Annotated in this window: 21 protein-coding genes; 15 read left to right on the top strand and 6 right to left on the bottom strand. The window is 63.1% G+C overall.

The window, feature by feature from the left end:
* Window positions 1-28 precede the first annotated feature (28 nt).
* Window positions 29-907, bottom strand: a complete 879-nt coding sequence (locus DSOUD_RS12380) for a DUF3494 domain-containing protein (RefSeq protein ID WP_053551307.1) — start codon at window positions 905-907, stop codon at window positions 29-31.
* A gap of 345 nt (window positions 908-1,252) precedes the next feature.
* Between DSOUD_RS12380 and htpG the strand changes: the two genes are divergently transcribed.
* From htpG to DSOUD_RS12355, 5 genes are all read left to right on the top strand, one after another.
* On the top strand, window positions 1,253-3,154 hold the full coding sequence (gene htpG / locus DSOUD_RS12375; protein WP_053551306.1) for a molecular chaperone HtpG: 1,902 nt from the start codon (window positions 1,253-1,255) through the stop codon (window positions 3,152-3,154).
* 258 nt (window positions 3,155-3,412) lie between these two features.
* Window positions 3,413-3,742, top strand: a complete 330-nt coding sequence (locus DSOUD_RS12370) for a hypothetical protein (protein WP_053551305.1) — start codon at window positions 3,413-3,415, stop codon at window positions 3,740-3,742.
* A gap of 137 nt (window positions 3,743-3,879) precedes the next feature.
* Window positions 3,880-4,371, top strand: coding sequence for a peptidoglycan-associated lipoprotein Pal (gene pal, locus DSOUD_RS12365; RefSeq protein ID WP_053551304.1), 492 nt, complete (start codon window positions 3,880-3,882; stop codon window positions 4,369-4,371).
* Between the two features lie 243 nt (window positions 4,372-4,614).
* The gene (locus DSOUD_RS12360; RefSeq protein ID WP_198300310.1) at window positions 4,615-5,094 is read left to right on the top strand and encodes a PaaI family thioesterase; all 480 of its coding nucleotides are present in this window, start codon (window positions 4,615-4,617) and stop codon (window positions 5,092-5,094) included.
* Window positions 5,095-5,157: 63 nt separating this feature from the next.
* Complete coding sequence (locus DSOUD_RS12355; protein ID WP_053551302.1) at window positions 5,158-6,051, top strand: DMT family transporter; 894 nt, start codon at window positions 5,158-5,160, stop codon at window positions 6,049-6,051.
* A 7-nt stretch (window positions 6,052-6,058) separates the two neighbouring features.
* Here the strand turns inward: DSOUD_RS12355 and DSOUD_RS12350 are convergent, their stop codons facing one another.
* The 5 genes from DSOUD_RS12350 to nifE all read right to left on the bottom strand — a co-directional run bounded on the left by DSOUD_RS12350 (window position 6,059) and on the right by nifE (window position 10,622).
* Window positions 6,059-6,472 carry an SseB family protein gene (locus DSOUD_RS12350; RefSeq protein WP_053551301.1) on the bottom strand — a complete coding sequence of 138 codons (414 nt, stop codon included), beginning with the start codon at window positions 6,470-6,472 and terminating at the stop codon, window positions 6,059-6,061.
* 28 nt (window positions 6,473-6,500) lie between these two features.
* On the bottom strand, window positions 6,501-6,803 hold the full coding sequence (cowN, locus tag DSOUD_RS12345; protein WP_053551300.1) for a N(2)-fixation sustaining protein CowN: 303 nt from the start codon (window positions 6,801-6,803) through the stop codon (window positions 6,501-6,503).
* Between the two features lie 146 nt (window positions 6,804-6,949).
* Window positions 6,950-7,957 (bottom strand): nitrogen fixation protein NifQ, encoded by a 1,008-nt coding sequence (locus tag DSOUD_RS12340; RefSeq protein ID WP_053551299.1) that lies wholly within the window; start codon window positions 7,955-7,957, stop codon window positions 6,950-6,952.
* Window positions 7,958-7,959: 2 nt separating this feature from the next.
* The gene (gene nifN / locus DSOUD_RS12335) at window positions 7,960-9,282 is read right to left on the bottom strand and encodes a nitrogenase iron-molybdenum cofactor biosynthesis protein NifN (protein ID WP_053551298.1); all 1,323 of its coding nucleotides are present in this window, start codon (window positions 9,280-9,282) and stop codon (window positions 7,960-7,962) included.
* Window positions 9,270-10,622, bottom strand: a complete 1,353-nt coding sequence (gene nifE / locus DSOUD_RS12330; RefSeq protein ID WP_053551297.1) for a nitrogenase iron-molybdenum cofactor biosynthesis protein NifE — start codon at window positions 10,620-10,622, stop codon at window positions 9,270-9,272. The genes nifN and nifE overlap by 13 nt, the downstream gene beginning before the upstream one ends.
* A 418-nt stretch (window positions 10,623-11,040) precedes the next feature.
* Here nifE and modA point away from each other — a divergent pair, with 418 nt between their 5' ends.
* The 10 genes from modA (at window position 11,041) to DSOUD_RS12280 (ending at window position 21,634) form a co-directional block, all read left to right on the top strand.
* Window positions 11,041-11,787: a molybdate ABC transporter substrate-binding protein gene (modA, locus tag DSOUD_RS12325; protein ID WP_053551296.1), complete on the top strand. Its 747-nt coding sequence runs from the start codon at window positions 11,041-11,043 to the stop codon at window positions 11,785-11,787.
* A 138-nt stretch (window positions 11,788-11,925) separates the two neighbouring features.
* Window positions 11,926-12,612 carry a molybdate ABC transporter permease subunit gene (modB, locus tag DSOUD_RS12320; protein WP_053551295.1) on the top strand — a complete coding sequence of 229 codons (687 nt, stop codon included), beginning with the start codon at window positions 11,926-11,928 and terminating at the stop codon, window positions 12,610-12,612.
* Window positions 12,609-13,661 (top strand): molybdenum ABC transporter ATP-binding protein, encoded by a 1,053-nt coding sequence (gene modC / locus DSOUD_RS12315; RefSeq protein ID WP_053551294.1) that lies wholly within the window; start codon window positions 12,609-12,611, stop codon window positions 13,659-13,661. Before modB ends, modC begins: the two co-directional genes overlap by 4 nt.
* 20 nt (window positions 13,662-13,681) lie before the next feature.
* Window positions 13,682-14,380, top strand: a complete 699-nt coding sequence (locus tag DSOUD_RS12310) for a type 1 glutamine amidotransferase (protein WP_053551293.1) — start codon at window positions 13,682-13,684, stop codon at window positions 14,378-14,380.
* Window positions 14,381-14,574: 194 nt separating this feature from the next.
* Window positions 14,575-15,705, top strand: a complete 1,131-nt coding sequence (nifV, locus tag DSOUD_RS12305; RefSeq protein ID WP_423739500.1) for a homocitrate synthase — start codon at window positions 14,575-14,577, stop codon at window positions 15,703-15,705.
* The gene (locus tag DSOUD_RS12300; protein WP_053551291.1) at window positions 15,705-16,523 is read left to right on the top strand and encodes a GNAT family N-acetyltransferase; all 819 of its coding nucleotides are present in this window, start codon (window positions 15,705-15,707) and stop codon (window positions 16,521-16,523) included. Before nifV ends, DSOUD_RS12300 begins: the two co-directional genes overlap by 1 nt.
* A 79-nt stretch (window positions 16,524-16,602) precedes the next feature.
* On the top strand, window positions 16,603-17,031 hold the full coding sequence (locus DSOUD_RS12295) for a hypothetical protein (RefSeq protein WP_053551290.1): 429 nt from the start codon (window positions 16,603-16,605) through the stop codon (window positions 17,029-17,031).
* A 108-nt stretch (window positions 17,032-17,139) separates the two neighbouring features.
* On the top strand, window positions 17,140-18,504 hold the full coding sequence (gene resB, locus DSOUD_RS12290; protein WP_053551289.1) for a cytochrome c biogenesis protein ResB: 1,365 nt from the start codon (window positions 17,140-17,142) through the stop codon (window positions 18,502-18,504).
* Window positions 18,505-18,535: 31 nt separating this feature from the next.
* The gene (gene ccsB / locus DSOUD_RS12285) at window positions 18,536-19,372 is read left to right on the top strand and encodes a c-type cytochrome biogenesis protein CcsB (RefSeq protein WP_053551288.1); all 837 of its coding nucleotides are present in this window, start codon (window positions 18,536-18,538) and stop codon (window positions 19,370-19,372) included.
* Between the two features lie 240 nt (window positions 19,373-19,612).
* Window positions 19,613-21,634, top strand: coding sequence for a monovalent cation:proton antiporter family protein (locus tag DSOUD_RS12280; RefSeq protein ID WP_053551287.1), 2,022 nt, complete (start codon window positions 19,613-19,615; stop codon window positions 21,632-21,634).
* Window positions 21,635-21,657: the final 23 nt, after the last annotated feature.

Raw genomic sequence — 21,657 nt, 5'->3', positions numbered from 1 at the left:
GTGGTAAATTATATTATGGTTCGACCAATCAGGCTTTTTTGTTGAAACGTTTTCTGAAGACCACCAATCCCGCCATCCCGGCGCCAAGGAGGAGGAGGGTCGAAGGTTCCGGGACCGGAGCCGGCTCACCGCCGTTGCCCCCGGTGTCGCCGGTTCCGCCGCTGAAGCCGATGCTGCCAAAATCGCTTCGACCGGTGCCGAAATCTTCGGCGGTGTTGTTGTTGGAGATTCGATTGCTATCCATTGTCACGGCACCATTGAGTGCGATGGCTCGACCGCAGAGAATGTCCGCGGTGGTCGTCAGGGTGATGCTGTCGAGGGCGATAAGGTTGCCGGCAAACGTCGTGCTGGTACCGAGAGTCGCCGACCCGGTACCGGACCCGCCGGTAACGCCCATCAGCCAGTAAATGCCGTTAAATGCTCCTCCGTTGAGTACATCAACCGAAGAGACGCTTGCGGTGGTCAGCGCCGTTCCTATCTGAAAAATGAAGTCGGCATTGGGGTCGCCGAGAAAATCGAGAGTGAGACTTCCTGTCAACTGAGCCGAGGTGTCGAAAGAATAGACTCCCGGGGTGAGGGTGAGCCCGCCCAGGTCCTGGCCCGTTAAATTGTTCGTGAACGGCAGGGCCGCCAGGGTCGTGTAGGCCGTGAGGGCATCGTTCTGCGCCTGCTGGGCCACCCCGTCCGTTGTGTGTATCGAACCCCCGGTCACGACGGCCGGAGGAAAGCCTGTGATCGCGCTGCCTGGATAAACGCCGACACTTCCGTAGATGGTTGTCGAACCGGTGTTGGTCACCGTTGAGGCGCCCAGAACGGCGAAGTCCTGCGCCGTACCCAGATAGGCCGTCGCCGTTGCCTCGGGAGGGGAAAGAAAGAGAGCCAGGGCCGCTCCTGCAAAAAGAATCAATAATTTGCCCTTTATGACAGGCCTTTCTCCCCCTCTGCTCATACGAGTTGCTTTCGCCGACGAAGTTTTCATGATTTTCCCCCCTTTGTCCGTTCAGTTCGGATGCCGCAGTCGCTACAGGCGATAATGAGCAAATTACGTGCCTCATCCGGAGTTAATCCTAATGTGCTGAATTATAAGAACTTTTTATGGGCAAGGGGCGTTGTGCCGAGGGGGAGGCCGGGAATGTAAACCTATCCGACACCCCTTCGGCCATGTTAAGGGAGGAGCCGGGGTTGACATCTTCGTCCCGGGTGCTTATCTTCTCTCCCATTGCTCATCATCCTTACAGGAGGTACCTGATCCATGACCGCCAACAAGCATGTCTTCAAAGCCGAGGTGAACAAGATCCTCGACCTGATGATCCATTCGCTCTATTCCCACAAGGAAATCTTCCTGCGCGAACTGATTTCCAACGCCTCGGACGCCATCGACAAGGCCCGCTACGAGGCCCTCACCGATGCGTCCCTCGCCGAAGGGGGCGAGGAGTGGAAGATCCAGCTCATCGTCGACAAGGAGGCCGGCACGCTGACGGTGCGCGATAACGGCATCGGCATGACCCGTGACGAGGCGGTCGAGGCGCTCGGCACCATCGCCCACTCGGGGACCAAAGAGTTCATGAACCTTCTCGAGAGCCGCAAGGTGACCGATAACCCGGAACTCATCGGCCAGTTCGGAGTCGGCTTCTACGCGGCCTTCATGGTCGCCGACAGGGTCCGGGTCGTCACCCGCAAGGCCGGGGCCGACCCCGCTCACGCCGTGGTCTGGGAGTCCGACGCCGACGGCACCTATACCCTCGATGACACGGAGAAGGCGAGCAAGGGGACCGACGTCATCCTTCATCTCAAGGAGGACTCGAAGGAGTGCCTCGAAGAGTGGCAGCTGCGCAAGATCGTCAAGCAGTACTCGGACTTCATCGAGTACCCGGTGGTGATGGACGTGACCCGCTCCAAGCCCGATCCCGAGGACAAGGAGAAGACGATCTCCGAGACCAAGGAGGAGACCTTCAACTCGCGCAAGGCGATCTGGCTCAAGGACAAGGCCGAGATCACTGCCGAGGAATACAACGAATTCTACAAGCACGTCTCCCACGATTTCACCAATCCGGCCCGGACGATTCACTACCGCGCCGAAGGAACCACCGAGTTTTCGGCCCTCCTCTATCTCCCCTCGGCCCGCCCCTTCGACATCTACACCCAGGACTACAAGATCGGTCCGACCCTCTACGTGCGCCGGGTGCAGATCATGGACCACTGCGAGGCGATGCTTCCGCCCTACCTGCGCTTCGTCAAGGGGGTGGTGGAATCGTCGGACCTTCCGCTCAACGTCAGCCGCGAGGTCCTGCAGGACAACAAGGTCGTCACGGTAATCAAGAAGAGCCTGACGAAGAAGATTCTCGATACCCTGGCCGACATGAAGAAGGAGGACGCCGAGGCCTACGGCAAATTCTACGGGGAGTTCGGCCGCATCCTCAAGGAGGGGATCCATCACGACTTCGAGCGCCGCGAGACGATCGCCGACCTTCTCCTCTTCGAGTCGACCAAGACCGAAGCCGGCAAGAAGACGACCCTCGCCGAGTACATCGAGCGTATGCCCGAGGACCAGAAGGAGATTTACTACATCACCGGTGTCGACCGCGCCAGCACCGAGTCGTCCCCCTATCTCGAGGTCTTCAAGGAGAAGGACATCGAGGTCCTGATCATGACTGACGACATCGACGACATCATCATCTCCGGTCTCGGCGCCTACAAGGAGAAGGAGTTCCAGTCGGCGATCAAGGGGGACCTCGACCTCGGCGCGGAAAACAAGGAGGAGAAGAAGAAGGAGTTCGGCGATCTCCTCGAACTGATGAAGGAGGAGCTCAAGGACCAGGTGGCCGAAGTGCGCATCTCCGGCCGTCTCAAGGATTCGGCCGTCTGCCTGGTGGCCGGCGAGCACGACCTCGACCCGAAGATGGTCAAGATGTTCCAGGCCATGGGGCAGGAGCTCCCCAAGGGGCAGCGCGTGCTGGAGGTCAACCCCGACCACCAGCTCATCGCCCGCATGAAGGAGCTTTTTGCCGCCGACAGCAAGAGCGAGAAGCTCAAGGGGTACGTCGGCCTCCTCTTCGACCAGGCCCTCCTCCTCGAGGGGGACATGCCGCGGGACCCGGTGGCTTTTGCCAAGGCGCTCTCGAAGCTGATGGCTGAAGGGGTGAGCGTCGGCTGAGAAGGAAGAAGGAAGAAGGAAGAAGGAAGAAGGAAGAAGGAAGAAGGAAGAAGGAAGAAGGAAGAAGGAAGAAGGGACGGGCCGGGGATATCTCCGGCCCGTCTTCGTCTGATCAACGCTTTTTTGGTCGGGCCGGCGCAGGACGCCTTTTTGTGACAATTTTTGCAGTATATTCAGTATGTTGCTAATAATGTTGACAAGCAATCCGGATGCTCTTATTCTGCGTTTCATCTTGCTTTCCAACGTCAGTCAGGACCCATGCGCCGTTTGATTCCCAACTCCCGAATCCTCGCTTTCGCCCTCATCCTGGCGCTGCTGACCGCCCGTCTCGGCAGTCTCGGTCAGGAGGCATTTGTCCAACCGATTCAGGACGTCATTTTCAAAACCGCCCATATCAGCGCCGATGTGACCAAGGCCAAAACCTCCAGTTTTAAAGTGAAGCGCTTCGTCTCCGATGGGTTTTTCACCGATCCGCCGGTGCTGGCCGACTACTTTCCCCTGATCACCGAAGACGTCCGCCTCCTCCCCAGCGTCACCTTCCCCGAAGTTTACCTCGACATCTTTATCCCTCCGGAAGGAGTCGCCTGATTTTCTCCAAATCCGGCTGCTGCCACCGGGACCTCCACGGTCTCTCCGCCGGCCGTCCCCCCGCCGCAAGGGTACCCGGATGCATCCGTCAGGGAAGGGCCGGTCGCCTCTCGAAATCAACCGTAAAGGGATATTCCATGAAGAAAAATACCTGTTTTTCGCTCCTGATTGTCCTCGTACTTCTTCTTACTCTCAGCGCCTGCAGCAAAAAACCCCTTCCCGGGGCGACGCAATTGCCTCCGGCCGAGACGTCCCTCGTCGCCGAAGCGCCGATGGGAGAACCGGCGGCGCCGGCGGTACCCGTTTTAAAGCTGGAAAATATTTTTTTCGAATACGACTCCTTCTCCCTGACGCCGCAGTCCAGGGAAATTCTCGCGCGCAATGCCGAATGGCTGCTCCAGAACCCGACTGTCAAGCTGACCATCGAGGGGCACTGCGACGAGCGCGGTTCGGATGAGTACAACCTGGCCCTCGGCGAAAAGCGCTCCGAGGCCGTTAAAAAATACCTGACGACTCTCGGTGTCGTCGGCGAACGGCTCGTCACGATCAGCTATGGAGAAGAACGGCCGGCCGTCGTTGGCCAGGGCGAGGGCGCCTGGGCGCAGAACCGCCGTGCCGAGTTCATGTAGGCGTTCGATATCGCTTGTAGCATAGGGAAGAAGGGAGGGGGCGACCCCTCCCTTCTTCATTTCGTTCCCCATTAAATCCTGCCGGGTGCTGCTCCCAATCTTCGCAACAGGGAAACGGTTCCTGGCGGCCGTCCCAGCGAAGGGTTGAAATCCGGAAGGAATCCCTCTAATATCAACGCCGCTTGCAGGGAATCATTAAAACGTTCGGCCGCCGATGGGGCGACCCGGGGAGGATAGGTGAGGGTGGTGAAAAAAAAGGTGTTGGTGGATGTGTGTGGGCCGGTCGATCTGAGCGGTGACGAGGGGTGGGTGGCTTTCGATGCGCCGGCGCTGGTCGGGGCTTCGCTCCGTTTTGTTTCCGGGGAGCCGGATGGCAACCGCTACCGGGTGCGCTACTATCGGGACGCCGAGCAGCAGCTGCGGGCGCGGATCTGGTTCGGCCCGGAAACCGAGGGGCCTCCGGGGCATTCCCACGGCGGCGCCATGGCCGCCGTTCTCGACGAAGTTCTCGGCCTGGCCGCCTGGGCGGCGGGGCATCGGGTGGTGGTCGGCAACCTCAATATCAGCTTCCGCAACCTGCTCCCCCTCGAAGAGGTGGTCACCGTGGAGAGTACCGTCATCTCCGCCGCCGGGCGCAAGGTCATGGTCCACGGCCGGATCTGCCTAGGGGAAACGGTCTTTGCCGAGGCCGAGTGTCTCTGCATCACCCTTCCCGGCAAATGATTAAAACAGGGGTCGTTTCCCCTTGCAAGGGGGAGCGACCCCTGTTTTTCCCTTCAGGACCCCATGACCTCCAGCGCTGATCCCGACTCCTGCATCTCGACCCGCCGGGCCCTTCTGCAGCTCCTTGCCGGTTCGATCTGCATCAGCTTCTCGCCGATCTTCATCAAGCTGGCCGCCGTCGGCCCCGACGCCGCCGGCTTTTACCGCATGTTCTTTTCCGCGGCGTCGCTCCTCCTCTGGGTGGCGGTCGCCCGGGTCTCCCTGAAGATCCCCCGAAAAGCCCTTCTCGTCCTGATCCTGGGCGGACTCGCCCTCGGCGTCGACTTCATGTGCTGGCACCGCAGCATCCACCTCGTCGGCCCCGGCCTCTCGACGCTCCTGGGGAATTTCCAGGTCTTCTTCACCGCTCTTTTTTCCTGGCTCATCCTGAAGCAGAAGCTCTCCCCCCTCTTCCTCGTCGCCCTCGCCCTGGCCCTCGGCGGCCTCCTCCTCATCACCGGAGTCGACCTGGCGGCCCTGGATGCCGGATACCGCCTCGGTCTCCTTCTCGGCCTGGCCACCGCCCTCTGCTATTCGGCCTACATCCTCTTCATCCGGGCGGGGATGCAGCATCCGGCGGTGAGCGGCGTCTCGGCGATGCTCGTCATCTCCCTCGTCTGCACGGTATTTATGGGGATTGCGACCGCGGCTTCCGGCGCGTCCTTTGCCATTCCCGATACCGCTTCGCTTCTGTCCCTCATCGCCGTCGGCGTGCTCAGCACCACCCTCGGCTGGTCGCTGATCTCCACGGCGCTGCGCCATACGCCGCCGACCCTCGCCTCCCTCGTTCTTCTGCTGCAGCCGGCCCTTTCCTTCGCCTGGGACGTCCTCATCTTCGGCCGTCCCACCAGTGGCCATGAAGTGCTGGGGATCGGCCTGATACTGACGGCGATCTACCTCGGCTCCCGGCAACCCTGAATTCGGCTTATTTCTGCTCGTCCTCTTCCGCGTTGTGTTTTTCCACAATCTCCTTGAGCCAGCCGATCTCCTCGGGGACGAATTCCTTGGAGAAACTCGTTCCGACGTTCACCGCCCAGTGCAGGTCGGGGGGAGTCATCGCTGCAATGGCATGCCCGGGGAGGACCACATAGGCGACGGCGCTTTTCGCCCAGGCGCTGAGACGCTCCTCGCTGTCGAAGAGCATCAGATAGGACTTCCCCTCGGCTTCGAGGACGATCGGGTTGATGGTGTCGTTTTCTATCACTGTCGTCTTGCCGGCTGCGGTTTCGTCTTCGAGGGTGGGAATGTAGAAATTTGTGTTGAGGATCAGATCGTAATATTGGGCCTGTTCCTTGTCGTCCCGGATGAATTTATCCAGTGCCTGGTCGAGTTCCGTCATGGGTCGGCTCCTGTATTGGGTGGGACGGTCAGCAGCATTCCCGCTCGATGGCTTCGAGCAGGGCGAGGGCTTCGGTGTCGTCGTATTCCTCGAAAATTTCGTAGAGATTGTTGATGTAGGTGTGGATCAGAAAGAGCTCGTCGATGACGCGCCCCTTATTCTCCTGCGGATGGCCGACCCGGTCAAGTTTCTCCCTGAATTGTTGCCAGAAGGCGTTGCTCTTCGTCGGGTCGTCGATGTGCCGGCGCAGCAGCGCCAGGAGCTTTTTTGAATTCCCTGCGCAGTCGATGTTTTTGTAGGTGAGGTAGCGGTCGGTGCCGGTCGAGTGCATGGTCCCATCCTTTGGCAAGCTTCTGCTTGGGCTGGCGTAATCAGGAAAATATTCAGATATTGACCACAGAGGCACAGAGACACAGAGTTGGAACTCTTGATTTTTAGATTTTCTCAGTGTCTCTGTGCCTCTGTGGTGAAGGCTTTTCACTCCTCCGGAGCAAAACAGAGCGCGTAGTCGCTGCAGGCACCGCAGGTGGGGGATTGGCACGACAGGCCGCCGCTGCGGTTGCAGATTTCCCTGAAGAGGTAGCGCTTCCAGCGCATCCCCTTGTCGTTGGCTGCGGCCAGGGAGGGGAGGTGGCGGGCGATGGCGGCGGTGAGCTGCGGGCGCTCGAAGAGTCCCATGGCGATCCAGAGATGGCCGGGGCGAGCGGCGCGGGCGGCGAGGCATTGCGCCAGCCACTGGGAGGAAGGGACCGGAGTCCCCTTCTGGTCTTTGGGGACATGGGTGAGGAGGAGTTTCCGAACCTCATCGTTGATCGCCGGCGGGGGCTCCGCGGTTCTCTTTGTGGACGGAGAGGAGGGGGGCGCCGCCGGGAAATAGACGGCGCGCAGTTCGGCGAGATCGTCGCTGCTGAGCCCCAGGGCGTCGGCGGGATTGGCCGCCTCCCGGGCGGCGACGGCGAGGAGGGAGGCGAAGAGGCGGCGGTCTTCCGAGGCGACTCCCCGGGGGGCGGGGCTCTCCATCAGGGCGCGGTAGACCGGATCCTCGGGGGTGATCAGGGGATGGTGGTCCTCTTCGCCGGCTCCGAGGCGACCGCTCTGCACGGCAGAACCCCCCCGGGCGCTCTCCAGGGCGGCCTGCAGGGCCGCGACGGCCAACTCGGCGCAATAGGAGCGCTCCTCGGGGAGTCCCTGCAGCTGTGCTTCGATCCGCTGCGCCGTGATGGCTGCGGCTTCCTCGAGGAGGCGCCCCTCGGCCAGTTCGGCCGCCGCGGCGCAGGCGGCGATGGTGAAGCCGCAGCCGAAGACCTGGAAGCGGATGGCCGCCACCGCGCCGTCGGCAAGGCGCAGCGCGAAACGCACCGCCAGTCGCCTCCCCGCCTCTTCGGCGCCGAGTCCGACCTCGCCGGTGCCGTCGGCGTCCGGGAGGGTGCCGGCGTAGCGGTCATCGGCGGCGTATTTTCGAATGCTGTCCGTGTAGTAGGTCATCTTTACTCTTCTTTTTTTTGATCCGACCGGTCGGATCCGACGTGGCCTTCCCGCGCTGCCGTTGCCGCATTGGCGCACTCGAAGAGGAAATAGGCCCCCCCCTCGTAGAGGACGTCGTTCTTCAGCTGGTTGCCGACCTCCTCCCAGTTGGGAAAGCCGCGCAGTACCAGAGCCTTGCAACAGCGGTGGGCCAGAGCCTCGCCGTGACCGTTGGTGACGAGGAGGTCGCAGGCGCCGCACAGCGCCTCGGCATCCTCCAGATCGCCGACCAGGACCCTGGCCGCCGGGATCCTCTCCAGCTGCGGCGAGTCGACGGTGCTGATGGCGACGGCGACCCGTCCCCCCGCTTCGTGCAGGGAGGCGCAGAGCCCGGCAATCTGGTCCGGTTCTCCGGCGACGAGGATTCGGGTCTGGCCGAGAGAGAAATGGCTGTCGAGCAGGGCGTCCTGCAGGCGTGCCCGCCAGCGGACGATGGCCGGGTGCGGCCGGCTGAGCCCCGTTTCCTGCAGGAGGAGTTCCACCAGGGCGTCGGTCGCCGCCAACCCCTGCAGGTGGGGAAAGTGGTGATGGCGAAGAAAGGGGTTTTTTTTCTGCAGCGCCGCCGCGCTGGGGAGCATGGAGTCGCCGACGCTGATCACCATTCCGGCCTCGGCCAGGCCGCGGATTTCCTCGACGCGGATGCCGCCGCTGGAGAGGGCCGCCTGCTTCTCTCCAAGGTGGCCGTCGAGTGAGGTGGAGAGGTCGGGGAGGGCCAGGACCTCGTAGCCGAAGGAGGCGATGAACTCCTTGATTTTCTCCACTTCGATGGGCGTCAGGGAGACGTGGGGGAGGAGAAGGACCTTGCTGTCGTCGATGGCCTCCGTCGGCTCCACGAGCTGCTCGATCATCGCCCGGGTCGCCTTCCCCCAGCCGCTCTCCAGCCCCCCTTCGTAGTCGGGGGTGTTGACCCAGACCAGGGGGAAGTCGATTTGGGAGGCGACCTGGCGGATGTCATCCCCCTTGGTTTCGGTGAGGCCGGTGGTATGCAGGCCGATGAGGCTCGGCGTGACCTTTCTGGTGATGTTCTTCACCGCCTCCACGATGCTGTAGTCGCCGCCGTCGAGGATTGCCGTGACGTCGGTGACCGCGGTGGTCTGGATGGCGATCGGTTCGGCAAAATGCCGGGTGTAGTAGACCTTGGCGAAGGAGGTGCATCCCAGGGCGCCGTGCATCAGCGGCATGCAGCCGTCCACCCCGAGAAAGGCCAGGGTCGCCCCCATCGGCTCCGAGAGCTTGATGGGGTTGACCTGCAGCGGCTTGATCGATCGATGGCTCACTTCTCCCATGGGGCCCTCCTGGCGACATTTTCGAAGACCGGATTTTCCAGGGCGTTTTTCAGATCTTCGGCGAGGTTGAGCAGGCCGTCGTAGCCGCCGTAGCTTTTCTTTTTTTCCTGGTTGACGTCGGCAAAGGCGATCCCCTTCTTGATGGCCGTGTAGAGGGAGCGCCCTCCGGCCAGCAGGAGATGCGCCCCGGTGTCGTCGATGATTTTGGCCTGTTCGGCGCCGGGGTTCATCATCAATACCCCGGCCTCCCCCAGGGTTTCCCGGGCCTTCTGGCGGTCGGCCTCGGTGGCCTTCTTCACCGCGGTGGCCACCACCTCGATCCCGAGATCCTGCAGGGCCGAGGCGATGGACCAGGTCTTGTTGCCGCCGGTGTTGAGGACCGCCTTCTTCCCCTTGAAGAGCTCCCGGTACGGTTGCAGTTTTCCGTCGAGCCGGGCCTCCTCCCGGGCGATGAGCGCTTTGGTGCGCTCGATGAGGCCTTCGTCTCCCAGGGCTTCGGCGATGGCCAAAAGGCCCGCCGAGGTGTCGCGCTTGCCGTAGAAGGAGAGGGAAATCGTCGGGATGCCGTAGCGCTCCTCCATCTTGCGGGTCAGGGAGATCAGGGATTTGGCGCAGACGATGACGTTGAGTCTGGCCCGGTGGGCGGTGCGGATCTCCTTGATCCGGCCGTCGCCGGAGAGGGTCGAGAGGATGCGGATCCCCAGTTCCCCGAGGAGGGGAGAGTACTGCCAGAGGTCGCCGGTGACGTTGTACTCGCCGATGAGGTTGATGTCGAAGGGGGTGGTCGTTTCCGGCTCTTTGGTGCCGATCAGATGGGCCAGGGCGGCCTCGCCGCCGATGCGGCTGCCGAGGTTCTTGCTGCCGACGAAGCCCGGGGCATGCACCGGAACCATCGGCACTCCGTATTTTTCCGCGGCGTGCCGGCAGACGGCGTCGATGTCGTCGCCGATAAGCGCCGTGACGCAGGTGGCGTAGACGAAGACCGCTTCGGGTGTGTAATGAGCCATGATGTAGTCGATGGCGGAGAGGAGCTTTTTTTCTCCGCCGAAGACGACGTCGCTGGTCGAAATGTCGGTGGTGAAGCCCATTTGGGTGAGATCCCGGCCGGGGTAGCTGGTTTTGGTGGCGCGGGTTTCCCAGGAGGCGCCGAGGCAGGTGATGGGACCGTGGACGAGATGGGCGGCGTCGGCGTAGGGGAAGAGGGAGATCTGCGCCCCCTCGAAGGCGCAGCCGCCGCTGGTCGCCCCCGGGGTCGGAGCGTTGCAGGGGCTCTGCTTGCTCTTGTTGTGGGCGCAGGCGCTCTCGTCGAGGAGTTCGCGGATTTTCGGTTTGTCGGCCAAGGTCTGATCCTTTCTGAACGGTTCTCCAGAGTGAAATCAGCCCCGTCACGTCGTTGGGAGGGGAATGAAACAGGGGGAGGGTGTCCTTCCTGTCCCATCGTATTTGCAAGAGTCTCGCCAGACCCTTCCGGAGACGCCGCGTCGCAGGCAATCTCCCAGCCGAAGTCTCCTGAATCACGCCCCTTTGGCCGAGGATCGAATCCCGCCCGAAGGTATCGGGAGGGGAGCGCCTCCTCCGGGGAGGTCTTTTATTGACCGCTGTCTGTTTAATATATGGGCAGAATCCGGAGAGGCGACCGGGACCTCCCCTTTGCCGGGGGCGATATCCCGGGGGGGAAGGGGGGGAGGAAAAAGCGCAGGGATTTGGCCCGATATATGCTATTCTCCCTATGCTTGAATTCAACGGAGGTGGACGCCCATGGCCGGAAAGTTGACCGTATTCTTGACCCTGCTGCTGTGCTGGAGCGCTCCCGCCCTGGCCGGCGAGGTCAGGATCTTTGCCGCCGCCAGTCTCAACAACGCCATGAAGGAGATCTCCTCCCAGTATAGGCAGAAGCACCCCGGGGTTGATTTTGTGGAGAATTACGCCGGTTCGGGGACCCTGGCTCGCCAGGTCGACGCCGGCGCCCCCGCCGATCTCTTCGTCTCCGCCAACCCGCGCTGGATCGAATATCTCCGCGAGCGCGGACTCCTGGCACCGGAGACGATCGGGGTCCTGACCCACAACGCGCTGGTGTTCGTCGCCCGGAAGGAGACCGCCGTCTCTTCGCTGGCCGAAACGGCCCATCTGCAGCGCATCGCCATCGGCTCCCCCAACAGCGTCCCCGCCGGAGAGTACGCCCGCCAGGCGCTGGAGACGGCGGGGCTCTACGAGAACCTGGCCGCCGCCGGCGCTCTGGTCTTCGCCAAGGACGTGCGTCAGGCCCTGATGTATGCCGACCGCGGCGAGGTGGACGGCGCCTTCGTCTATCGCACCGACGCCCTGCTGGCCCCTCATGCGACGATCCGCTTCGTCGTTCCGAAGGCACTCTATCCGCAAGTCACCTATCCCATGGCGTTGACCGCCCTCGGGGCCAAAAACCCCGAAGCCCAGGCCTTTTTTGTCTATCTCAAAGGGGACGAGGCGATGGCGGTGCTGGAAAAACACGGCTTCAAAGTGAACTAGGAACAAGGCAAAGACCATGGCACGCAAAGTCGCAAAGACGCTAAGAAAACCGAAAGCCTTGATTTTCCTGGCGTCTTTGCGGCTTGAGCGAGCCCTGCGAGCGGGCGCGAGGCGGGTTCAGATTTCAGGAAGGATTTCATGCTCGAGTTGACCCCCGCAGATTATCAGGCCATCTGGCTGTCGGCCAAGGTCGCCATCGCCGCGACGGTGCTGTCGCTCCCCTTCGGCTATGCCGTGGCCTGCCTCCTGGTCTTCTGCCGCCTGCGGGCCAAGGTGGTCATCGACGGGGTGGTCAATCTCCCCCTGGTGCTGCCGCCGGTGGTGGTCGGCTACCTCCTCCTCCTTCTCCTCGGCGAGCGGGGGTGGCTCGGCGGGTTGCTCAAGAGCTGGGACATCCGCATCATCTTCACCTGGAAGGCGGCGGTCCTCGCTTCGATGATTGTCGGCTTTCCCCTCCTGGTGCGCTCCATACGCCTCGGCCTCGAAGGGATCGACCCGAAACTCCTCCAGGCGTCGCGCACCCTCGGCGCGCGCTGGTACGACACCCTCTTCACCGTCATCATCCCCCTCTCGGGGCGCTCGGTCCTCGCCGGGGCGACCCTGATGTTCGCCCGCAGCCTCGGCGAGTTCGGCGCCACCATCGTCATCGCCGGCAACATCCCCGGAATGACCCAGACCATCCCCCTGGCGATCTACGACTACACCAACACCCCCGGCGGCGATTCCATGGCTCTGGCTCTCTGTGCCGTTTCCATCGTCCTCTCCTTTGCCGTCCTCCTGTTCAGCGAGGGGCTCCTGAGTCGCTTCGCGCGGAGGGAGCCATGAGGCTCGACATCTCCCTGCGCAAGAAGCTCGGTGATTTCACCTTTGATGCCGCCTTCGCCACGGAGACCGACCGGGTCGGGATCTTCGGCCGCTCGGGGAGCGGCAAGTCGACCCTGGCGCACATGATCGCCGGGCTCATCCCCCCCGACGGCGGCCACATCGAGCTCGACGGCGAAGTGCTCTACTCCTCGGAGCGGCGGATCTCCCTCCTCCCGGAGCGGCGGCGCATCGCCGTGGTCTTTCAGAACGCCCACCTCTTCCCCCATATGGACGTCGAGCGCAACCTCCTCTACGGCTACCGGCGCACACCGCCGGCACTGCGCAAGGTCGATCCCGCGGCGCTGATTGCCGTCCTCGATCTCGGCGCCCTCCTCGGTCGCCGCATCCAGGCCCTCTCCGGCGGCGAGCGGCAGCGGGTCGCCCTCGGGCGGGCGCTCCTGGCCAGTCCGCGCCTGCTGGTGATGGATGAGCCCCTCTCGGCCCTCGACGAGGCCCTCAAGTACCAGATCATCCCTTATCTGACGGCGATCAGCGAAGAGTTCCGGGTGCCGAGCCTCCTCATCTCCCATTCGCTCAACGAAATGCGCCTGATGAGCGAGGAGGTGGTGGTTCTCCACCGCGGCGAGGTCACCGGGCAGATGACCCCGGAAGAGCTGGCGCGGCAGCGCATGGGGTGGACGCGGGCCGGCTACATCAACCTGCTGCGCCTCTCTCCTCCCCAGGCCGTCGACGATCTCTACGGCTACGCCTTCGGCGACTGCCGGCTCCTCATGTGGGCCGGAAGGCGGGGAGAGACGACCTTCGAACTCTCCTCCAAGGACATCATGCTCTTCAAGGGGCATCCCGAGGCGATCAGCGCCCGCAATCTCCTGCACTGCACGGTGGTGTCCGTCTCCGCCATGGAGAACCGGGTGGCCGTCGAGCTCGACTGCGGGGGCCAGACGCTGATCGCCACGGTGGTGGCCCGCGCCGCCGAGGAGATGGGGATTGGCCCCGGGACGAAGATCTACGCCGTGATCAAGGCCTCGGCCTTCCGGCCGCTTTTCTAGGCTCCTAGTCAGGAGGAACCATGCTGCTCGTCATCCAGAACGATCCCCGGGTTCCGCCGGCCTTTTTCGGCACTCTCCTCATGGAGTGGGGGATTGCTCATCGGGTGCTGCGCCTCTTTGCCGGCGATCCGATGCCTGACTCTTCCGAGACCTCCGCGGTCATCGTTCTCGGCGGCACCATGGGAGTGCATGACAGGGAGGATTTTCCTTTTCTCGAACCGTTGAGCGGCTTGATTCGGGACGCCGCCGACATCGGCACGCCCCTTCTCGGCATCTGTCTCGGCGGCCAGCTTCTGGCTCATGCCCTGGGGGGCGAAGTCCACAGCGGCTGCCGGGGGGAGAAGGGTTTGCAGCGGGTAAAGACCGTGGCGGACGATCCCCTCTTCGCCGGACTTCCTCCGTCCTTTTATGCCTTCCAGTGGCACAATGACTCCTTCTCCGTCCCTCCCGGAGCCGCTCATCTCGCCGTCTCGGAGATCTGCCCGGGGCAGGCCTTTCGCTATCGCAACACCTGGGGAGTGCAGTTCCATCCCGAAGTCGACCGCGCCACCGTCGCTGCCTGGAGCGCTACTGTCGACCCGGAGGGTCTTTTTGCCGAGAGGTTTGCCGCCGGCGAAAAAGAACACCGGGAACTGGCGCGGCGGATTCTGGGAAATTTTCTCGCCGTTTCCGCCCTCCGGAAGCCTTTTCCTGCTACCAAAGCGTTCAAGACTGCCTGATTTTGCGGCAGTCTGTGAGGGCTGCCGGCCGTCACCCCCGGGTTCAGCCCGATTCTCCCTTTGGCATGCCCCGTGCTAATTGAAAGACGAGTCACTTAAATAATACACCGGCAAGGATGCCGGTTAACGGGCAGCGCAGCCCCGGGATCCCTGGATCCCGGGGCTTTTTTTATGGGGAGGTCGGCATGGAGACCATGGCAGGGCGACGGATCATCATCGACGACACGACGCTGCGGGACGGCGAGCAGACCGCCGGGGTCGTCTTTTCCCTCGCGGAGAAAATCCGCATCGCCTCCATGCTCGACGAGATCGGCGTCGGCGAGCTGGAGTGCGGCATCCCGGCCATGGGGCCCGATGAGCAGGCGAGCGTCCGGGCCCTGGTCGATCTCGGCCTCAACGCCCGGCTGATCACCTGGAACCGGGCCCTGATCTCCGACATCCAGGCCTCCATCGATTCCGGTGTGAAGGCGGTGGACATTTCCCTCTCGGTTTCCGACCAGCATATCGTTCACAAGCTGCGGAAGGATCGGGCCTGGGTGATGGAGCAGCTCAGGGTGGCCCTCGGCTTCGCCAAGGCAAACGGCCTCTACGTCTCCGTCGGCGGCGAGGACGCCAGCCGCGCCGATCTCGACTTTCTCGCCGAGCTCATGAGCGTCGCCCGGGACATGGGGGCCGACCGTTTCCGTTACTGCGACACCCTCGGCGTTCTCGACCCCTTCACCATGTACGACAACATCAAGTTTCTGCGCTCGAAGGTCGATCTCGACATCGAGGTCCACACCCACAACGACCTGGGGATGGCGACGGCCAACGCCCTCGCCGGGCTGCGCGCCGGGGCGACCTTTGTCAACACCACGGTCAACGGCCTCGGCGAGCGGGCCGGCAACGCCCCCCTCGAGGAGGTGGTGATGGCCCTCCGTCACGCCTGCGGGGTCGAGACCGGCATCGACACCCGGCGCTTCGTCGAACTCTCCCGCTATGTGGGCCAGGCGAGCTGCCGGCCGGTCCCCGACTGGAAGGCGGTGGTCGGCGAAAAGGTCTTCTCCCACGAGTCGGGGCTCCACACCGACGGCGTGCTGAAAAATCCCCTCAACTACGAAGGGTTCGATCCCGGCGAGGTCGGTCTCCACCGTCATCTGGTGCTCGGCAAGCATTCGGGGAGCCAGGGGCTCATCCACCGCCTCGGCGAACTGGGGATTGAAGTCGACCGCCTGGAAGCCGTGGACCTGCTGGAGCGGGTGCGGGGGATCTCCCAGCGCAACAAGCGTCCCCTCAACGACGGCGAGCTGCTAGCCCTCTGCCGCTCCCTGCCGCGGGTCGCCTGATGGAGATCGCGGTTGCAGTGGAGGGGGATTGGCCGGACTTTCTCGTTCTGGCTAAGGACGAAGGGTGGCGGGTGCCGCCGGTCGAAGAGGCGCTTCTGACCGGAGTCCTTGCCCCCTGCGTCTCGGTGCTGCGGCAGCAGGGAGCCGCCTGCGGCTTCGTCAGCGCCGTTTGCCACGGCAGGAACGGCTGGATCGGCAACCTGATCGTCGCTCCGGCTGCGCGGCGCCGGGGGTATGGCGAGCGGCTTTTCGCCCACGCCCTGGCGGCGCTGGAGGAGAGGGGGGCCAGGTCCCTCTGGCTGACCGCCTCGGAGCTGGGGCGCCCCCTTTACGAGCGCCACGGATTTGTCGCCGTCGACGGCATCGAGCGCTGGATCTCTCCTCCCCGCGCCCGGAAGCCATCAGTCCCGGCCGCGATCCATGGCGCCACCGAGGCGCTTTCGGCCGCCGACCGCCGGGCCTGGGGGGAGAGGCGACTTCTCCTCCTCGGGGCCCTGACCGCCTCCGGGCAGCCCTTTGCCTGCAAGGAGACGGTGGCCCTTCTCCAGGGGGGAAGGGATTTGCAGGTGCTCGGCCCCTGGTACTCGGCGACCTGCTGTCCCCGGGAAAATCGCCAGGTTCTGTCGGCCCTGCTGGCGGCGGCCGACCCCGAAGTGGAGATCGCCTGCGACCTCCTGGCCTCCTCGCCCCTGCGATCCCTGCTGGCCGCCGCCGGTTTTGCGCCGGTCGGAGGGGCGGCGCTGATGGTTTCCGGCGATCGGGCGGGGGTCGATCTGAGGAGGGTGATGGCTCTGGCGAGTCTGGGGAGTATGGGCTGAAACGGCGCCGCGATTGCTGTTGCAAAAAACCTTGGGTCTGGCTTAGTATCTACCGGTACCCTTCCCGAGGAAGACGGCCTTGAGCTTTAAAGCATTTCTGACAAACAGACTGATCTGGTTCTCCCTCCTCGTCTATCTCCTGACCGGTTTCAGCAGTGCTTTCGGTGCCGTCTGGTGTCTTCACGCGGGGCAGGAGGGGCTGCCGCCTCTGGCGTCTCTGACCTGCTGTCCCGGCGAGGAAGGGTCCGTATCGCACGCCGGGGAGACGGACGTTCTTCGGGAAAGAGGCTGCGGTCCCTGCATCGACCTTCCGCTGGCTCCGCCGATTCTCAAGTCGCGCCTTCGCACCGGGCGCACCCTCGGCGCTCCGAGTCTCGCCCTCGCCCCGCCGGTTCTTTTCCGTTCCTTCCCCCCCGCCGACCTTCGCCTTGAGTCTTCTCCGCTGCAAACCCCGGCCGCTCCTTCCCCGGCACTGCTTCACCTTCGCACGGTCGTTCTGCTCAATTAACCCACCCCTGACCCCCCTTGAGCGTTTATTCCCTCCCCGAGCCTCAGCTTCACCGGGGAGAGGCCGTTTCTTCGTCCACTTTTGAATAATGACAGGAGCTAAAACGTTTTGAATTCAAAACAACCGACTTTTTTCCAGGTCATCTGGGATTTTTTCTGTTCCCTGAAACTGACCATTGTCACCCTGATTCTGCTGGCTTTGACCTCGATCATCGGGACGGTGATTCAGCAGAACCGCTCCCAGCAGGAGTACCTGGAGCTCTACGGAAAGAACCTCTACGATCTCTTCGAGACCCTGCAGTTCTTCAGCATGTACCAGTCCTGGTGGTTCCTCGGCCTCCTCACCGTCATCTCCCTCAACCTGACCGCCTGCTCGATCAAGCGTTTTCCCCGGGTCTGGAAGACCGTGACCGTGCCGCTGCTGGTCCCCGACGACGGGCACTACAAGTCGCTGGCCAATGGCGCCGAACTGCGCAGCCCCCTCCCTCCCCGGGAGGCCCTCCGGCGTCTGACGGCGACCCTCGGTCGCCGCTTCGCGCCGGCGACAATCACCGAACAGGACGGCAAAACCCACCTCTATGCCGAGAAGGGGGCCTGGTCCCGGTTCGGCGTCTATGTGACCCACCTCTCCATCCTGGTGGTCTTTGCCGGCGCCATCATCGGCAACATCTGGGGATTCAAGGCCTACGTCAATATCGAGGAGGGGACCTCCACGGACAAGGTCTGGGTGCAGGGGATGAAGGAGCCGCTCCTGCTCGGGTTTTCCCTGCGCTGCGACGATTTCGCCGTGACCTACTACGACGGCACCAACCGGCCGCGGGAGTTCATGAGCATTCTCGATGTCGTTGATGGCGGTCGGGAGGTGATTTCAGACCGCAAGATCGTCGTCAACGATCCCCTCAGCTACAAGGGGATCACTTTTTATCAGTCGAGTTACGGTCCGGCGGGGAACGCCACCCTCAAGATGCGGGTCAAGGTCCGGGAGACCGGCGAAACCCTGGAGGTTTCCGCCCGTGAAGGAGAGCATGTCCCGCTGCCGGACGGGGGCTCTTTTGCCGTCACCGGCTATGCCGAATCCTATGAGCGCTTCGGGCCGGCGATCCAGATGCATGTCAATACCCCCGATGGCCGGCACGGCAATCCCTTTATCGTTCTGCAGAACTTTGCCGGTTTTGACGAAAAGCGGGGCGGAACCTACGCCTTCACGCTCCTTGATTATGCAAAAAAGGAGTACACCGGCCTCCAGGTGAAAAAGGATCCCGGCGTCTGGGTGGTCTGGCTCGGCTGCCTGCTGATGATCGCAGGCTCCATCGCCGCCTTCTCCTATTCGCACCGTCGGATCTGGGTGACGGTGGAGGAGGGAGGAAAGGGCTCCATCATCCGGCTGGGGGGGAATGCCCATCGCAATCAGCCGGCCTTCGCCCTCTTTTTTGACGAGTTGTCCCAGGATCTCGGGAAAGAACTCGACGCCTGATTCAAACCGCCGTCCAAGGAGATCGTATTCCATGACCAGTTCCCAGCTCTTTAATATCACCACCATCGCCTATTTTGCGGCGATGATTCTCTTTCTCTCCTATCTCGTCATCCGCTCCCCCAGGGTCGGGCTGATTGCGACCCTCATCGCCTGGGCGGGGTTTGCCGCCAACAGCGGCGCGATTCTGGCGCGCTGGATGGAGGCCCGGGCCCTGGGGTTCGACCAGGCCCCCCTCTCCAACCTCTACGAGTCCATCGTCTTTTTCGCCTGGTCGATCCTCCTCTTCTACCTCCTCATCGACCTCCGCTACCGGCAGCGCGCCCTCGGAGCCTTTGTCCTCCCCTTCGCCTTCTTCGGGATGGTCTGGGCCCAGTTCGGACTCAACGACGCCATCGAGCCTCTGGTACCGGCTCTGCAGAGCAACTGGCTGACCTACCACGTCATCACCTGCTTCCTCGGCTATGCCGGTTTCGCCGTCGCCTGCGGCGCCTCCATCATGTATCTGCTCGTGGCCGGCAAAGACGGGCAAAAGCCGTCGGGGATTCGGGCTCTCTTCCCCGACAGCCGCATTCTCGACGACATCAACTACAAGGCGATCATGATCGGCTTTCCCCTGTTGACCCTGGGGATCGTCACCGGCGCCGCCTGGGCCAACTATGCCTGGGGCACCTACTGGAGCTGGGACCCCAAGGAGACCTGGAGCCTCATCGTCTGGTTCATCTACGCCGCCTTCCTCCATGCCCGCTTCACCCGGGGGTGGGTCGGCCGCCGGGCGGCCTACCTGTCCATCGCCGGTTTTGCCGCCACCATCTTCTGCTACCTCGGGGTCAACCTGGTTCTCTCGGGGCTCCATTCCTACGGGGGATAAGCTACCGGCCGATCGATACGGTAAATCACCCTTTGTAAGACCTTTATCCGCTGCTTGATCCCAGGCTGCGGGTAAAGGTCTTTTTTTCCGCTTTTTCTGCCGAGCCCTGAGGAAATGCCGGTCCCCCCGTCCTCTCCGGGACAATTAGGAACGACACCCAAGGCAGACTCTGTTAGACTTGCCGGAAGCGAAAATGGCCGGCTCTCCCTTTTTCGGACAACGACAGGAGTTTCGATTTCCATGCCCGAACTTTCCCTCCTTCAGGATATCCTGACCCTATTGGGGGTCGCCCTGGCCAGCGCCTGGCTCTTCAGCCGGCTGAATCTGTCGCCGATCATCGGTTATCTGGTCAGCGGAATGCTCGTCGGTCCCTACGGTTTCTCCCTGATCAGCGGCGTTCACGAAGTCGAGATCATGGCCGAAATCGGTGTGATCATGCTCCTCTTCACCATCGGCCTCGAATTCTCCTTTACCCGGATCCTGCGCCTCAAGGGGCTGATGTTCAAATGCGGCCTGACCCAGGTCCTGCTCACCGGCGCCCTGGTCTTCGCCGGCGCCCTTTGGCTGGGGCTCTCCACCCGAACCGCCGCCGTCCTCGGGATGGCCCTGGCCCTCTCCTCGACGGCCATCGTCCTCAAGCTCCTTATGGAGCGGGGAGAGGTCGACTCCGCCCACGGCCGGGTTTCCCTGGCCGTTCTTCTTTTCCAGGATCTGGCCGTCATCCTCTTTCTCGTCGTTCTCCCTCTTCTCGGGGGGACGGGGGGGGAATTTTCCCCGGTGGGGATCGTTCGCACGGCAGGCCTGCTGGTGGGGCTATTTGTCTTCTCCCGATACCTGCTGCAGCCGCTTTTGCGCTCCATCCTTCGCACCCGCGCCCCGGAACTCTTCCGCCTGACGATTCTCGCCCTGATCCTGGGGACCGCCTGGCTCACCAACGAGGCCGGTCTCTCCCTGGCGCTCGGCGCCTTTCTCGCCGGCCTGGCGCTGGCCGAATCGGACTATTCCCACCAGGTGCTCAGCGACATTATCCCCTTTCGCGACACCTTTCTCGCCCTCTTCTTCATCTCCATGGGGATGTTGGTCAACGTGGGGAGCCTCGTCACCGACTGGCCCCTGGTTCTCGGTCTTTTTCTCCTCCTTTCCCTCCTCAAGATCCTCGTCGCCACCCTGGCGGCCCTCTGGCCGCGCTATCCCCTGCGCATTGCCCTCCTCTCGGGGCTCTTCCTTTTTCAGGTCGGGGAATTCTCCTTTATCCTCCTGAAGAAGGCGATGCTTCTCGAACTCATCCCCGAGTCGGTCTACCAGGTGACCCTGTCGGTGATCGCCCTGACCATGATGGCGACCCCGCTCCTGATTTCCAGAGCTCCGGCGCTGGCCGCCCGGCTGGCCGCCTGGTTGGGCGGCAGGGAGGAGGTCGATTTCGAGGCGGAACTGGGAGGCGCGGCCGTTCTCGAGGGGCACGTGATCATCGCCGGCTACGGCGTCTCGGGGCGCAACGTCGCCCGGGTGCTGCGGGAGGTGCATATCCCCTATGTTCATGTGGAGATGAACGGCGAGGTGGTCCGCCGCGCCCGGGGGACCGGGGAGATGATCGTCTATGGCGACGCCACCTCCCCGGCGGTTCTCGAGGGGGTGGGGATCGAGCACGCCCGGGCGGTGGTCCTGGCGATCAACGACCCATCGGCCCTGGCTCGGGCCATCAGTGCCGCCCGGGAGCTCAATCCTTCCCTCTACATCCTCGCCCGGACCCGCTTTGTTCTCGAGCTCGATCACCTCACCGCTCTCGGAGCCGACGAGGTGATCCCCGATGAGTTCGAGGCCAGTCTGCAGCTCTCCGCCTGCCTCCTTCGCCGCTTTGCCGTCCCCGAAGGGCGAACGCTGAAGCTGATCGCCGGTCTGCGTCAATCCCATTACGGCGGCCTGCGCCGCCCGACAACGCCGCCGGCCGACCTTTCCCGCTACCTTTCCGCCCTGCAGGAAGGGGAGATCGAATTCATGGAGGTCCCTGCTACCTTCTCCGGTGTCGGCAAGACTCTGGCCGAACTGGCCTTCCGCAGCCGCACCGGGGTGACGGTGGTCGGCGTGCTGCGCAACGAACGGATCATCTATTCCCCCCCGGCCGAACAGCGCGTGGAAGGGGGAGATACCCTGGTGGTCCTCGGCGCCGCGCCGGAACTCGAACTGGCCAGGGCGCTACTGAAAACGACCGGGGAGGAAGCGCCTCAGGACGTTCAAAAAAGTGGAACTTCGGGAATGTCCTAGTCCTGTTTCAGAAAGAGAAGGGT

Source organism: Desulfuromonas soudanensis (assembly GCF_001278055.1).
In the GTDB taxonomy this organism is placed as follows: Bacteria; Desulfobacterota; Desulfuromonadia; order Desulfuromonadales; family WTL; genus Deferrimonas; species Deferrimonas soudanensis.
Note: the sequence above shows the minus strand (reverse complement) of the source record. Positions and strands in the feature narration are given on the sequence as shown.